Origin of the sequence: Bacteroides sp. B1-V-101 (assembly GCF_023656585.1) — a bacterium.
Classification (GTDB): Bacteria; Bacteroidota; Bacteroidia; order Bacteroidales; family Bacteroidaceae; genus Bacteroides; species Bacteroides thetaiotaomicron.
On the sequence record NZ_JAMOKH010000035.1, the window covers coordinates 1 to 16,405 of the forward strand.

General features: G+C 37.0%; 7 protein-coding genes. All 7 read right to left on the minus strand.

Translation table 11 applies throughout. From position 1 onward, the window contains the following. Positions 1-229: 229 nt before the first annotated feature. Positions 230-3,121 (minus strand): SIR2 family protein, encoded by a 2,892-nt coding sequence (locus NBH01_RS20355; RefSeq protein ID WP_250700252.1) that lies wholly within the window; start codon positions 3,119-3,121, stop codon positions 230-232. Between the two features lie 29 nt (positions 3,122-3,150). Continuing rightward, complete coding sequence (locus tag NBH01_RS20360) at positions 3,151-3,369, minus strand: hypothetical protein (protein WP_250700253.1); 219 nt, start codon at positions 3,367-3,369, stop codon at positions 3,151-3,153. Positions 3,370-3,404: 35 nt separating this feature from the next. Beyond that, complete coding sequence (locus NBH01_RS20365) at positions 3,405-4,433, minus strand: helix-turn-helix transcriptional regulator (protein WP_225694304.1); 1,029 nt, start codon at positions 4,431-4,433, stop codon at positions 3,405-3,407. A gap of 73 nt (positions 4,434-4,506) precedes the next feature. Further along, the gene (locus tag NBH01_RS20370) at positions 4,507-8,109 is read right to left on the minus strand and encodes an ATP-dependent DNA helicase (protein WP_226790279.1); all 3,603 of its coding nucleotides are present in this window, start codon (positions 8,107-8,109) and stop codon (positions 4,507-4,509) included. 10 nt (positions 8,110-8,119) lie between these two features. Beyond that, complete coding sequence (locus NBH01_RS20375) at positions 8,120-12,424, minus strand: type I restriction endonuclease subunit R (protein WP_225694302.1); 4,305 nt, start codon at positions 12,422-12,424, stop codon at positions 8,120-8,122. Between the two features lie 30 nt (positions 12,425-12,454). Next, positions 12,455-13,717 carry a restriction endonuclease subunit S gene (locus tag NBH01_RS20380; RefSeq protein WP_192972778.1) on the minus strand — a complete coding sequence of 421 codons (1,263 nt, stop codon included), beginning with the start codon at positions 13,715-13,717 and terminating at the stop codon, positions 12,455-12,457. 11 nt (positions 13,718-13,728) lie between these two features. Next, the gene (locus NBH01_RS20385) at positions 13,729-16,308 is read right to left on the minus strand and encodes a type I restriction-modification system subunit M (RefSeq protein WP_225680899.1); all 2,580 of its coding nucleotides are present in this window, start codon (positions 16,306-16,308) and stop codon (positions 13,729-13,731) included. Between the last annotated feature and the right edge of the window lie 97 nt (positions 16,309-16,405).

Sequence of the window (16,405 nt, forward strand, 5' to 3'; positions counted from 1 at the left end):
CGCTGTTGACGAGACAGGATTTCAATGAATTCTTCTTTACTCATTTTTTGCATAGTCTTTTTTCTGGCAAAGATCGAGACTTAAAGATACAAAGACAACGGGTACTTTATCGGGGGCTTACAACCTTTGTGTGATAGGTAGTGTAAATTGTATAGAATCTTTTCGATACAACAGAATTTATAATCGAGTAGCCCGCCATAAATGAAGACTGTTTATGGCGAGCTACTTTTTAGATAAAGAAACGGTAATCGTATGTTACACCATTATATTGTCTTAACAAGTTTCCCACCTGTGCCAATGTATTAGAAGTGTCAATTGTGGCAGGTAACTTTGTATATAGATTAAACGAGTTCCAATTCATCTTTGTAAATCCTAGAATTTCTTTAGCAATAGTTCCCAAATGTCCATGTCCATAGTATTTGGTAATTTTTAAAGGAGCAGGAATACAACGCCCTCCTTGGTAGTATCTACGATTTGACTGTATCGAGGGAACTACTCCATGTGTCCACAACAAAGCATTTCTCGATGATAGTTTAATACACGTTCCTCTATCAACAGGATATCCATCTTCAAGAAATTGACCATACATAATCTTCTCTGCAATAAACTTTAAATCATATTCTTGAGTGATTGTGATCAAATCAATTTCTGATATTCCTGCTTGCTTTAATGCGTTTGTTATACCTTCAATCTCATCATTCTTAAAAGGGGTTCGTTTATGAATTACAACTCTTTGAGGTAACTTTTCCATAGCGTCTTGAAAAAGAGCCAGTATATCCATTCCAAATTTATAAGCTTCTTCAAAATTTAAATAAGGATTTTTCTTTTTGTCAAATTGAGGATGTTCAACTTTTGACAGTTTATATCTTAATCCCTGTCCTTGCGCATTGTATATATGGCTACAGCCTAAAACAACTTCAGCTTTACCTGAATATTGCTTTTTTATGCTATATCCAATTCCTGCATATGCTGTATTTTGATCTAAGTCTGCAAGAGTCCAGGGAGTTCTTAAAGCTTTCACAAATAAAGCTAAAGAGAGCCACCATGAAATTTCACATACCATCTTGTCATATAAAGTCTTTTCTTCTATAAATTGGGTTGTGAATCTATGTTGGGCGGCAAACGCTTTAATGTAGTTATGCAAATCAAATGTTTCTCCATGATAATTGAATTGTCTATAGTTGTTCCATGAATTAGGTATAAATATTAATAGCACAATTCCTGGGAACTGTTCTGAAAGTTTTTGCCCTTCTGTACAAATAGTTTTTGCTAAATTAATGGCACTTTTAGGATTATCATTTATTGATACCCATTTTTCAGAATGTATTTCAGGTATTTCAAGTCTACAGTTATAAATATTACTAAAACCAGTATAATGATGTACATAGTCAGATAATTTATCTGCGGAAACTGTAGAATTTAGTCTTTTTATAAATTCACTAAATTTTGAAGAATAAGAAGCAGGACAGATACTGCCAATACATACATCTTTAGGGAATACATCAAAATATTTCGCATCGAAAGGTCTGTATTTTGATAACCCTCTCATCGGATTGTCATCATATGCAGGTTTATTAACGTATGGATTTATAAATTCAAGCTTGGGTTCGTTAATGTGTATGCCATGATATAATGTTTGTTTTATGTTGTATTCCTTTGGAGAATATATCGTTATGTTACCTTGTCCGCAATGGTGTATCTCAGCATAACCACGATTATTGGATATTTTAAAGATAAAACCACTTCGTGAATTAACAGGTATCTCAAAACTTAATCTTTTACCATTAAACATTATATTACACCATTCTTGTAATTTCTTCTCATATTGCTGATTTCTCATTTTATCTAAATATTCATGAGAGTATTGCTGTTTGAGCTCCTTTTTTATTTGGTCATTAGAAATAAAATAGACTGTTGGAGTAATTGAAAACAAGACATATTTCTCTTGTGAGACAAATGATAATCCACATTCAATAGCTTCATGTATTGTTACATTATTTTTATTTGCATAAATCTCTTTTTTATATAACTTATAACGTTTATAATCAACACCTAATCCTGTAATTTGGGAGATTCCATAAAGTATGGCTTTGAGAAATAATTCTTTAAAATAGCTGTTTTTTTCTATTTCATCAATAGAAATATGAACACGTTCAATTTCACTAATTAAATTTTTCCCAAAAACTTCATTGATAGTAGATACAGTTGAGATGGCATATACTTTGTCTTTATATGGTACAGCAATAAGGGGCTTTTCTTTAATCTTTTCTCTAAGATATTTCCATCTGTTTTCATTCTTATCGTATGAAATTTGAAACTGAAATATTTCATCGGGAAATGTAGCAGGAATTAGATTACTTTTCAGATATTTTTTTGTACTTCCATCATGTATGGAAAATGGAGTTGTTGTATTATCTATACTTATTACTTTAAGTATTTCATTGATTTCCTCTTGTTTATTAGAATCTTCGTTAAAACAGAATTTTACAAGAGATAACATAACATTATCAAATCCGTTTGTGTCAATATAAAACGCTTGTCTTCCAGCAGATCGAATAGTTTGAATTAAATCTGCTATTTCAGGTGTTATATCCTTGCCGTAGCCACACCAATACAATCTTCCCGCTCCCTTATCCGTAAAAGCTTCTTTCAAAGCAGACATAAGGGATTTATCTCTTCCACTATATCCTATGATAATTAAATTTTTGTCAACAAAATAACGTCGCAAAGCTGAAACAAATTCACTATTTTGTGAGTCTAGTTCTTTCTCCGTATTTTTGAGTGTTCTAAATTTACAATCTCCATGTAATGCTATATAAAGTAATTCACTTGAACTTTCTGTCCTATATATTCGATCAACGCAATCAAGATTTATAGCTATAGGTGTTATATTGGCTTGTTGTGCAGCTCTTTCCACGAGTCCATCGAAATTTGTACTCCAAACAGATTTTACAATTCCATATTTATTCAGCAGACATAACAATTTATATCCTACATATGGACTTTTCCCATTGCACAGGCTTTCAAAATATTTAGTTCTGTCCGCATCTATTGGATATGAAGCTTCGGCATAAAAAGAATATTCTTCTGGACTCCCCAATTGTGGATATTTCCCTTGCACATCTAACCATTTCTGAATGATGTCTTTACTTAAATCAGATTTTTTGGATCTACTAATTTTTTTTGATTACCTGATAATGATTGATATATTAAAAATTTCCAATCCCATATACAATCATTTGCCGATTGAATACCAGATGAGATGGATGCACCGGCACCTAATAGGACACCAAATGACCCATCTAAATTTTGTTTGATTGATCGTAAAAAAGCATCAAACTCTAAAAATAAATTTTCGGGCATATTCATATTTATATTATAAGTCGTTGGTTATCGTGATTTTATTATTTCTCGTATATCTGACTCACAGCCTCGGCTGTTTCTTTCATCATTTGTCGTAATGACTCAGGGGCAATAACCTCTATTTGTGCACCAAACGAACGGAGCAAAGAACGTAACTCATAATTATTTTGGACTTTTAAGGTTATCTTCCAATATCCATCTTCAAGAGGTGTTGTCACTGCTGATTGAGATTCATGAAGTGGCTTAGTCACAATATATCCAATGGCTTTATCACTAACCTTTAAAATGACTTCTTCTACAGGAGCATTTGAACGCGAAACGCCGACGATATCGCTAAAGTATTCTTTAAAATCTATTCCTTCAGGTTGTATTATGTATGGTTTAGATGTTTCCTTTACTCCTTCGATTCTATCAATTGCAAAGTTTGATAGATAATCCGAGTCATTATGTTTGCCGATCAGAAACCAGCGATTATTATATTGTTTAAGATGATAAGGAGTAACAATTACAATTCTAGCATCCTTCCCAAATGGATGATATATAATTTCGATTACCTTTTTGTTAACAATTGCATTAAAAATGGGTTTATAGTATAAATCCATTCCTTTAAGATAGGGATTATGCTGAAAACTTACAACTGAATCCAGACTATCTCCTAATTTACTGGTCGTATATAGTCTTTTTTCAAGGTTGTTTAACCACTCAAATTGTGGTACTCCATCGAAACGTTTAAGAAGTATCAATGCATCATAAATCAAATTGAGCTCTTCTTGATTGATAGGTTGATTTTTGATGGAAGCCCCTTTGGTATGGTATCGGTAATATTTTCTATGCCCATCTCGAATGGCATCTATATCCATACCATATCCTTCTTCACTTTCAATGAATTTTAGATCTTCTTGTACTTGACGTTTTTTTACTCCGCAACCATCTTTCGTTTCTCCATTATACAGATAGAGCGCTTCATTGCAGGTATCTACTAAATCCTCAATATAGTAACGCTTAGACCAATTGCTCAGGCATTTATCTATAATCTGGTATCTTAACTGTGCATTCTTATTCGTTGGCATAGGCAATACTATTTATCAAACAATACAAAGCTAATTATGAACAATGCAGTCTTTCTGCATTGTTCATAATCTTTTATATTAGATCTTCTAATTTATCTACTATTGCAGCAATTTCTGTAGAATCAATACTTCCGTTCTCATGGTCAACTGTAGTAAATAAATTTACTCCTTCGATGTAACCGATTGATTTATAAAAATCTCGTTTCTTTTCCCATGATTCCTTATAGGCAGGATTATCTAACATTCCTAAATGTTCCCAAAGGATGGTATCTCCAGATGCATCTTCAAAAGTAAAATCAGGTATACAACGTCGCCCATTTCCTTCAATCATTTTCTCGTATTCAAAGTCAATACCACGTTCATACAGCATATTAGCAATAATTACTTCAGACTTGCTACGTACGATTAATCCTGGCTTTAAGGTTGTGTGAATCAATCCTTCCACATATGGAATGTTTGAAATATCTTCACGAACAGATGTGGAGAAAAGATTTGAATTTCGCTTAGCTAGAACTGACATCTGAGGTTTAGTATACTCGATTAACCACGATATATTATCTTGTATCAACAGAATTAATTTCTTTCTTGCTCGTGTTAGAGCTGTATAGATTAGTTCACGTGAAAGTATACGTCCGCTCTTTGGAAGAACGACCAAAACAGTATCAAAATCACTTCCTTGACTCTTATGGATAGTTATAGCATAAGCCAAGTCTATTGTATTTTCAGCCTCATCCGACTTAGATGAATAATATGAAAATCTCTTGTTGGGTAACCCGGTAAAAACTACTGTCGATTTCTTATCCCTCTTATTTGCATAATTTACAAAGCCTATTTGACCATTTGAAAGTTGACAATTTTCTTTACTCGTAGATTTCTTGCGTTCATTCTTTAATTGAATGACCTTATCTAGAGCAGATATGGTAATAGGAGCTATTTCTATTGAAAAATTCTTATTTATACCAACCCACTCTTGGAAATACGAATTAATCTGGAATGTTCCCCATACCGGATTTTTTACTGGAGATAAAACCTGAAAATTTTCAACCTTTGACGGATCGTTTAAGGCTTCATTTACATCGTCAAGTCCTATAGATTCACGAATCTTATCGGATAAAGATTTACCTTCCTCTTCTGGCAACTCTTTCTCAATGGCCTCTTTCAAACAGTCTTTAAGGTCGTTTTCATCATTCCAAGTATAAACAGCCAAGTCATTATTAAGATTTCCTTTGGCAACTTGCTCAAAAATGAGATCGGAATTCTTTGCAGGTTTTTCTCCAGAGAACCATGATGCTAAAGTCAATATGTCAGAGTCTCCAGTATTAATAGTCCTTACTACATATCGCAATTTTGTGATTGCTGACTTTAAAGATGCGTCTTCATTTTCCTTCAGATAATTAAATAAGTCAGCAAATGGTCTGCCAGGGCCAATAGGAGGTAATTGAAATGGATCTCCAATTAAAATTATTCGATTAATGTTCTTTAAATCCAATGCTTTCATTAAGACATAAAAGTCCTTACATGTAAGCATGGAACACTCGTCAATAATGACATTTTTTGCTCCACAGTATTTACGTTTTTCTGCATCTTCAGGAACATAAGGTGTCATTGTATCCCAGTCAAAGAAACCCTGACGTGTCAGAAATTGCGCAATAGTTAGGGCTTGAATACCTGCTGACATGTTACCTAAGCGAACTCGTGCTTTCCCTGTAGGAGCCAAAAGGAGTGTACCTTCTGCTTTAATTTGTGGCGATTTTAAAAAAGCTTTGACGACTGTAGTTTTGCCTGTTCCAGCTGGACCTGCCAGCACAGAAAGGCGCTTACTGCAGAACATTTCCAATGCCTTTACCTGGTCCGCTACAGCATTACGGCATCGCTCATTTGCTTCATTGTAATCATCAATAGATGCTTTAACGATCGTATTCCAGTCTTCTTTTACTGGTGATTTGACATCCTTTGAAGCACGACCTTTGAATATCTTACGCAAATAATCATCAATTTCTTTATATTCCTTCAACTGCAGTGCACACCTATCATCAGTGTTAAGGTATACAGTTTTTTCTTCAATGAACTCTTTGTTTGACATTAAATAATTATATGGCAGTTGATGATTGTCCGCAGCCAAACAATCTTTTATATATAACTCAATCTCGTTTACCGAAATTAAAGTATCACCATCACTGAGACTTGCCACAAGCTTTGAAATAATAAATGAGCGGATCCTTCTATTATCAATTACGGATTCCACTAGTGAAGGAGCTTTTGGAGTCCATTTCCCTTGAATCTTAGGGTCAGCCATTACGCCAAGATCAATCATTTCGGTTGTAACCGGAAGATAATTTTCAATAAGACTCTCCTCGCTGATAATATATGGATTATTTAATAATTCATCGTAGCAGTCAGGACAATCAAACCACCATTTTATTACTTCCGAATTTATTTCAAAACGTGATAGCAGTTCCAACACTTCTTTTTGGTTACTTAGAGTATTTTTCCAAAGAATACGATAATGTGTAAGTTCACTTTTATATACGGAATCAGGAAGAGACAATTCACCTTTCATCAATTTATCAAAGGCTTCCCATGGATTATCTTTAACCCCACAATATCCATTATTTCGTAAATCTTGCTCAATTATATACGCATAATTTACCCCTATTGCTGATAGAGCCTCAGCGAAAGCAGGGAACGGACCTATCATATCCTTTACCTTTGCAATTTGGGAATCTATCCACAAAATTTGTTGTTTCCAGTTTCCTCCGATAAGTCCATGATTAATAACACATTCTAAACATTTCTTGGCTACATTCAAAATAATCAACATACTATGGTTGCTAACATATTCACAACCATACGACAACTCGTTAAAAATTTTCTGGCTATTGCCTAGCTTTGGAATGGTAATTTTTATTTCATCAATTACTTCTTGTTTTGATTTTCCTGTTTGGGCTTTTACATAATCTTCATCAAGTGACATATATTCATGATATGGCAAAAGAAATCCTTTTGACTTCTTCAAATCAGTTCTTATACCATGCTCAAAGATCAAATCCCAAAAAGGATATGTATAATCAGTTGTTGTCTCATATGTTTGTACCGGTAAAACTTTGGTGATTTCACCTATACCAACGATTAATTTTGCATCTTCATCAATTGGATTACCACTTTTGCAATAGAAAACTCCGAGTGAAGTGCTGGCTTCTATATTTGATCTAAAGTGATTTAATATTTCAAACTGCCTCTCTTTTCCATATACCCAAGATGTAGGAAACGGTGCAGTTTCATCATCAGACAGATTCGGATATTTATGATTCAGTTCTTCCTGATAATCACGAGAAAGATATCGGAAAGGTATTCCGAAAAAGCTATATGGTTTAAGTTCTATTGTTGTAGGTAAGAGCTTTGCATGTGGAGTCTCTCCAAAAGCATAAACATGTTTGAAGATTCTTTTATATGGCTTCTCATTCATAAAGCCACCATTCTCACCAACACAAGCAGGTAATTGATCTTGCTTGAGAGAATTCCAATCCTTTCCTGCATACGTTTCTTCTTTGTTCTCATCTTTTCTTTCAGATATATTGTGAAGCATCATGCAGAATGGATTATTTTTCGGACATTGACAAATTGTTCCATTCCATTTATTATCGTGCCAAGGCACACGGATTGATATATGTTTCATGATAATCGTCTTATTTCGTATTAATATTATTTTCTACAATCTTGGCAAACGCATCAGCACATTTTTTAATATCTTCATACTCTGCCAGTTTTTTGCCACTAAGGTTATCGTCTGTCCAATCTTCAATATCTTTTGCATACACATCTTTGATGGAGCTTTGTAGCGATTCTATTTTAAGAGGAACAGGAAGATTACTTATTTGCATATCATCAATGATTCTTTTGAAATAAGCAAAATCACCTTCTATGATAAATCCCTTATCTGCTGCTATACGATAAATTGCAATCCAATGTCTTTGCTTGTTCAAAGGTGACTTTTTAGGCTCATATCCTATAAGCTGGCAAATGCTCTTTTTCAAAGTTGCGATTCGTTTTTCTTCTGGCCAATCCTTTACGTCCGCTTCAGCGACCAGTTGCTGGTCATCATTTCCATCATTATAATAAGGATGCAATTGAATTACTTTATGGGCATAAGAATTTTCTTTGTGCACACTTTCTGACTTTTGTATTTCATGTCCATTCATTTCCAAATCTGTAATAGAAGAACCAGTAGCATAGAAATACATGGTCAGGATGATGCTGATTGCAGTATCAACTTCCTGCTCTGAAGCGGTAGGAGATATATGTGATTCACTGTTTCTCCAGCCTTTAATAAGCATAAGGTATTGATATAGCTGCTGCTTTCCTTCATCCGTGCTGTATTTCAGATTCCATAGACATTTATGAGCATAAATCACGTTTTTCCAAGTTACATCTTCACCGGGATTTTGGGCAGGAACTTCATGGCCTTTCATCAGATAATACAATTTCTTCAGATATGCCTCAAACTTGGTGACCAATAAATTAAATGCCACAAACTTATCTACGATAGTTGCTTTCTTACCGTATAGATTTGTAAATGCCCGCTGGATAAACATGCCTACATTGTCCAAAGAGTCAATTGACGGTGTGTTTATCACATAGAATACGCTGTTTATAATCTCATCGATAGGACGCATTTGTGGAAGTACTGCGGTCAAAGTTGTTTTCAGAATGCTCCGAATATTATCTTTTATGACGGCCACGTCTACATGCTGTACTTCGTCTGTAATAACGTCTTCGTCTTGCGGCACCTGTTCTTCTTCGGATTGATAATTCTCCTCCATATTCAAGTACGCTTTCAGAATACGTTCTCTACAACTGCTGTCCAAAATAAACTCTCGAAGTAATTTGTCTGCTTTGGGAATAACCAGACGAGCCGGAACTTCTGTACCTTCTACTTTGGCAATGAACTCACGAGTCTTGGCCATGTTCAATGTCAGTTTCAGGTTGTCAAACTGGCTGAACTCATTCAAATTTTGTTCCGTTACATTACGACTCATGATGTGCTCCAGTTGACTGGCGTTTATACCGGTCGCTTCAGCCAGAATCATTACTTGTTTGTGTAATTCGCGGAATTGGTATTCTGCGATATAATCATAAATCGTCTTCCCTGGCGACAGGTGTAAATCTCCACTTTGCAGGTCGTGTAGGATAATCATTGCCGTACGCTGATCCTTTTGTGAAAGGGAGGCAAAGGTTTTGTGCAACTCTTTAAAGGCTTCTTTGGTCAGTTCGCTTCCCGGACCAGACATGTAGAGATTCTTGATGAACTTCACAAACTTAGAGTTGATATATTCGGCATCGATCGTACCTGTACCTGTTTCTGTGATATAGGTGTCAATAGGATAGTCAAAATCATCTCCTTCCGTACTGCCCCCTCCATTACCTTCAAACAGTTCCCTGTATCGTTGCAGCAGAATAAGGTAAGTCTGTTCGTCTAGTTCCATCTTGACGTAGGTATAGGTATCGCCATGCTGGAACTCATATTCATCCTTATCCCATGTGAATCCTTGCAGCTTGGCTGCTTCCAGCAGATGAGTCATCTGACTAAAATCTTTGGCAAACATATTCCTGTCTTCTCTTGCTTCCGGCAATTTTGCAAAATTCTCAATTTTTTGTGCCTGGAATATATCCCTTATGTGCAAGAACTTCTGGTTGATATTTGTCAGATTACTTTCCAGTTTATCGACAAAAACACCTAACGGCCTGTCCACATATACATCGAGTGCATCATTGATATTCTGCTCCATGGTGTAAGGGAAAGAGTAATAGCGGATAATGCCGAAAGGCTTGTCCGGACCAAACAAGCGGTTGGTACGTGAGAACGACTGGATAATGTCCACATACTTCATTACCTTATCCACATACAGCGTATTTACCCATTTGGAATCATAACCTGTCAACATCTGTGAGACCACAATAAGCAAGTCTATCTGCTGTGTGTGATCATGTTTTATATTGAGGTAAGGCTTCTTGTGTGCCAGTCTTTTGGCCACATCTTTTTTGTATTTGGCGTATGTGGAAAGCTGGAATGTTGTTCCATATTTCCGATTATAGTCATCCAGCATCTCCAGCAAGGCATCTTCCTTGGCGATTCCGCCATCAGAATTGTCTATGTTGTTGTCGAATACGGCCACCACATTCAGAGAAGGATATTGCTCCTTGAATATCCGATAATAAGCTATTGCCTCAGGGATGTTCTTTGTAGCCAGAATGGCGTGGAATTTGCCGTTCTTACTCAGTTTATCCCTTCCGCTTGCGATATCGGCAGCGACAGCCTGATGATGAACAGGTTGCTGATACAAGTCTTTAGGCAGATAATGTTCTATTCCATGTATAGTTTCATCTCCTTCCTTATAAGTATCCGGCATCTTCAGTTCATTCATGAACCTGTTGTAAACAGCCATTTTCTGCTCGTCATTTTCAATCTCCTCGATGCTATTTACCTTCAGTTGAGAGAATGCCACTTTTTCGCGAAGCTCATTGTCATCATAGGTTCTCACCATATATGGATCGAATCCCAATACGTTGTGGTCAGGGATTCCATTGGCAATGGTGTATTTATGAATCATGTCGCCGAATATGGTTTCGGTCATGATTTCATGCTTGGCGTTTTCTTTGAACACCGGTGTACCCGTGAAGCCGAAAAGTAGGGCTCTTTTGAACGTGTTCTTGATTCCTATCAGCATATCGCCGAACACACTACGATGACATTCGTCTATGATGAATACCAGTCGTTTGCGGTCTATCAAATCAATGTCGTCCTGCGAAATATCTTTCCCAGTTTTGATGTTCGACATCTTCTGAATAGAGGTCACAATCAGGCGGTCGTCGTTATCCGTACTTTTGAGCTTGCTCAACAGGATAGCCGTATTCTGCGTATCCTGAATCGCTTCGTCTTCTCCCGCAAATCCACGGTATTCGTCCAACGATTGCACGCTCAGTTCGATACGGTCCAACAAGAATACTACTTTGTCGGCGTCGCCAGAATTGGCAATGAGGTGTGCCGACTTGAAACTGGTCATGGTCTTTCCTGAACCGGTGGTATGCCACACGTATCCGCCACGATGCTGGTGGGTATCCCAGTTTGTTTTATGTGTTATGTCACTGATTTTACTGGCTGCAAAATACTGATAGCTACGGAGCACTTTCAGAGTCTTGTCCTTATCGTCGGCAATGGTATAATAACCGATTAGCTGATGCGCCATTGGAATACTGAGCAAATCGGATACAATTCGTCTCCAGTCTCGTATGACGGTGTTGTTAAAGTCTTCCCAATGGAAATAGAAATCCGGCTTGAAATTCTCTTCTTTGCCCGGATTGGCAAAATAGAGTGTCTCTTCCGGAGTCATGGCTACGAAAATCTGCACCATCTTGAAGATGCCGTTGCTGAATACCCCTTCGTGGGTATAACGCTTAATCTGGAAGGTAGCCTGACTTACATCTACTTTGGAACGCTTCAGTTCGATATGAATCACCGGCATACCATTGATGAGCAACATCACATCGCCCCGTCGGTCACCGCCTAACGGGTGCGAAGCCTTGAAACGAGGTTGTCGGGCAATCTGGTAGCGGCTCTGTCCGGCACTGATTTCACGTGCATCGAAAATTTTCAGATATACTTCCTTGCCGTAATTGTTTATATCGGCAGGGTTGTCGCGTTTGATGCATACCTGTCCGCCATTGATAAACATATTCATGGCGTATGGGCTGTCGCACAGATTCACCTGATCGATGATTTGGCGCATCTCACTTGTGGTAAGCGGATAATTACCCAATTTATTGATGTCACGGTTGTTGTCAAAGAGAATCTTGGCCCAGTTCTGAATCAAATCTTCTTCTGTGGGTTGTACAAGGACTTCCTTTTCCCAACCATGATGGGGGAGAAGATCTACCAAGGCTTGCTCAAACTGACTTTCCTTGACGAAATATTGTATGTCGTTTATATTATCCATGTTTACTCCATTAAAGGTTTGAATGATATTTTATACAAACATCTTATCTAGACAAGCTGACTTGATTTGTTTTAGCTTTTCAAGGCGTTGGGCTTGGAGAGAGATTTGTTTATCAAGATTACAGAAATAGGATGTTATTTTTTGTTGTTCATTTATAGAAGGAGCAATTTTTACAATCATTTCTAAGAATGACTCTGGTTTTAATGTCTTTAATTTTGTTACTGTACCTTCTGTTTTCATGGATAGCTGTGATATAAATGTAGGATTTCTTACTATGCATTCCATAAAATTAGAATCTTGCTCTGTAGAAAATATTTTGTAAATAGGTGATACAACACCATTACATAATGAATTCCTATGAATTGCTCCATATATTACATTCGCTGGATTATATATAATATCTCCTACATATGTAGTCAAATATTTCTTATTAACTATATCCTTAATCAGGAAATCTCTTTTATTAGATTTTCTATCGTCTGGATAAATTATTCCTTCCGATATAGTGAAGGATAATTGTGGTAATTTATCAGTTATTGTACTTATTTCATGTCTTTCTACAAGTAGTTTGGAAAGTTTTTCTTTTTCCCATTCTCCTTCAAATCCTTTAAATCTTACTTTAGGTACAGTTTCTCCTTCTTGTGGAAACATAGATTGTAGGCTTGCTGCCTTTATTTGTTTTAAAGACGCAAGCTTTTTTGAGGTACTTTGAATTAATGAGTCTAATGACTGGAAATAAGAAGCTATCTTTTGTTGATTAATTATTTCTGAAGGATAACTAATTATAGTTTGGCATATAGATTTTTTAGATATACTTGAAATTTTTGTACCTTGAATATATTGTAATAATTGATTATGGTATGTTGTAGAATTTAGATAATAACCAAGGAAACCTTCTGCAAACTTAATAGTTGGCCGACATGGAATTGTATGTAAACCAGCAACTAAGTCTGTATTATTATGAGTTATTATTTCAATGCATTTGCCAACTGTATTATCTTCTGCAGCATCAGCAAATACGATATCGCCATTTATTAATGGTGATAACTTCAATAACTTATATGCAATATTATCATTTATGATATATGGTATATTATTCCCTTCGTCAGTATATAAACATTCACTAAATTTAATTAGAATATCGCCATAATGAATATTCTTTACATTGCCATTGCCATCTGAAAGTTCTGCTCTAGAAAGACTGTTGTTTTTGAGGAATTTGAATACTCTAGAAAAAGATGCTTTTTCCCATAATATTGTTGATTTACCTATATGTATATATTTTGTATTCATAGAATAATGTTTTAATTATTAATTAACTCATTAAGCCCCAAAATCGCAAACTCATCTCCGGTCAGTTCATTAATAAGACCAGACAATTCTTTTTGAGATTTTTCCAAGTCCTCATTCAAATGCTTGTAGCTTACGGCATACTTTTTCCCTAATGCACACACTTTATCTTTAAAAGTAGATAAGACCTCAGCGAGCGTTTCATCAATACCTTTGACAATAGGATCAATCCATTTTTTGTGCAGGAACAGAGAAATATCCTCGTCTGAAAGATTTTCTATCGCTTTTACCGTTTTGTCGATAAGAGTTTGCTTTGCCTCCTTAATTTGTTTGTTCTTGTTTTTCTGTTCCTCCCAGAGTTTGACAATTTTCTTCAGTTTCTCTTTAGTTTCTGCTTCTACCACATCCTTTTTGGCTTTTGCTCCCGCAGTAATGGCTTTCTTATCAAAGGTATTTTCCTTTTCACTATCCAAATAAGCCTCAGACTCCTCTTCCGAGAAACCTTCACGGATTTCATCCAGTTCACCGGAGATTTCTTCTACTCGCATCTGTAAATCGGCAATTGCTTTCAAATCGTCCTGGAATTTCTCCTGTTGTACCAATTCAAAAGGAATGATGCGGCCTTTCAAGCCATCTGGCACTTCAATCTCTTCGTCGCCTTTCTTTACCAGTTTATAAGCAGGTTCTACCACTCTTACCGCTTCAATACCTTCCTGCTGTATGGTCTCAATGTCATTGGTGATGCTCTGCCAGTTGTCAGCCAACGCTTGATAGGCAGCATATCGGTCGATGAGAGGCATCCCATGCAAACGGGCAAAAATATCATCGGAAATAGCATCCAACTCTTTTGGGGAATTTGCGGTCGCTATCTGATCAATCAGCCGATGATGAACATTATCGGCAAAACCTTCGAAAGCCTGTGCAAATCTCTGCTGGAAAGCTTTTACGTCTGTGTTCTGCTCTATAACCGATTGAGTATTTTCGGTCTTCAACTGTGAATAAGGTTTGTCTGCATCCGCAGCAAACAATTCTTCGCGCAAAGAAGGAAATGTGCTCCAATATTTTTGAAGTTCGTCAATCTCACTGTGAGGGATGCCTCCGAACATGGTGGCATAGATGTCGAACTTCTCAACAGGATCACTGGAATCTACATAACGAGGGATATTCAGATTGTAACCGTTTTGACGGATTTCATCACGGGACACTGTACGGGAATATCCGGAAATCGTTTTGCGGTCGCGTACTGTATCGGAAATACGTTTGATATCACATTCGCGCAGCTTGTTGTTTTTCCCTTCCTTTACAAAACCCTTCGAGGCATCGATAATCAGCACGTCGTCATTGTCACAATGCTGTTTGAGCACCATGATGAGAGTAGGAATACCTGTGCCGAAGAAGATATTGGCCGGCAGTCCGATAATGGCATCGATGTTGTTCTTCTCAATCAAGTTTCGACGTATTTTGCCTTCCCCTTCACTATTTTCATCGGCATCGCCACGGAAGAGAACTCCATGAGGAAGTACAATTGTCAGGATGCCGTCTGGTTTAAGGTGATGGAGCTCATGAAGCAGAAAGGCGTAGTCGGCTTTGCTTTTAGGAGCTACACCATAGTCCTTGAAACGCGGATCCAGTTCACGGTCATTGGCATCCCACTGTTGCGAATAAGGAGGATTGCTGACAACGGCATCCACGTAAAGAGGTTTGCCAATGTCTCCGCCATCAGTCTGCAAGGGCCAGTCCTCTTCCAGAGAGTCAGCACAACGGGTATTGATGTTGTCTGGTTTGATACCACGCATCACCAGGTTCATACGGGTCAGGTTGTAGGTATTTTCCTTCAGCTCCTGTGCATAGTATTTCACCTTGTTCTTGTCTTCGATATGGCGTCCGACCGATTTACCGATGGTAATCAGCAAAGAACCTGAACCGCTTGTAGGGTCATAGATTTCAATTTTGTCTTTATTTTTATGGTGCTCAGCCACAATTTCAGACATCAGGATAGCCACCTCGTGAGGTGTATAGAATTCTCCGGCCTTTTTCCCGGCATTGGCTGCAAAGTTACTGATGAGGTATTCATATACATACCCCAGCACGTCATAATCCTGGCTTCCATCGGTAGGAATATCTTTTATCAGCTTAATCAAATTCTTCAGTGCACGTGTTTGTGAGGCCGTATTTTCGCCCAATTTACTCAATCCGGCTTGTAAAGTCTTGAAAATGTTTTCATAGACATGTTTGTAATGAGGACTAATCAGGCGGTCGAAGCTGTTGAGTGCTCCGCTCAAGTCTGCCACACTAAATTCAGAATTGGGCTTCAGCCAGGTACCGAATAGGTTTTTGTATTCAATGAAGTAGCCGATGTTATTTCTGCAATATTCCATCATCATGACTGCTTCCTGATTCTCATGATCTTCTACAAGTGTCACAATATCCTCATCAGTCCATCCGATACTTTTCAGATAGTTCACTTCGTGGTCTGACAGGAATTTATAGAAAATCAAGCCAAGAATATAATCTTTGTATTCGTTGGCTTCTATCTTGGAGCGCATCTTGTTGGCAGATGCCCATATCTTATTGGCAAGTTGTTGTTTGTTCATAAAATCAATTTTGAATTTAGCTTACTCTATGTGTGAATAGCATAAGCAAAGGTGTAAATAAAGAATGCAGACATTCTGCATTTATTGGAAATACTTA

Excerpts from the sequence above, each read along its gene's own strand:
- NBH01_RS20370 (WP_226790279.1), bottom strand. The coding sequence starts at position 8,109 with ATGAAACATATATCAATCCGTGTGCCTTGGCACGATAATAAATGGAAT.
- NBH01_RS20385 (WP_225680899.1), bottom strand. The coding sequence starts at position 16,308 with ATGAACAAACAACAACTTGCCAATAAGATATGGGCATCTGCCAACAAG.
- NBH01_RS20380 (WP_192972778.1), bottom strand. The coding sequence starts at position 13,717 with ATGAATACAAAATATATACATATAGGTAAATCAACAATATTATGGGAA.
- NBH01_RS20360 (WP_250700253.1), bottom strand. The coding sequence starts at position 3,369 with ATGAATATGCCCGAAAATTTATTTTTAGAGTTTGATGCTTTTTTACGA.
- NBH01_RS20375 (WP_225694302.1), bottom strand. The coding sequence starts at position 12,424 with ATGGATAATATAAACGACATACAATATTTCGTCAAGGAAAGTCAGTTT.
- NBH01_RS20365 (WP_225694304.1), bottom strand. The coding sequence starts at position 4,433 with ATGCCAACGAATAAGAATGCACAGTTAAGATACCAGATTATAGATAAA.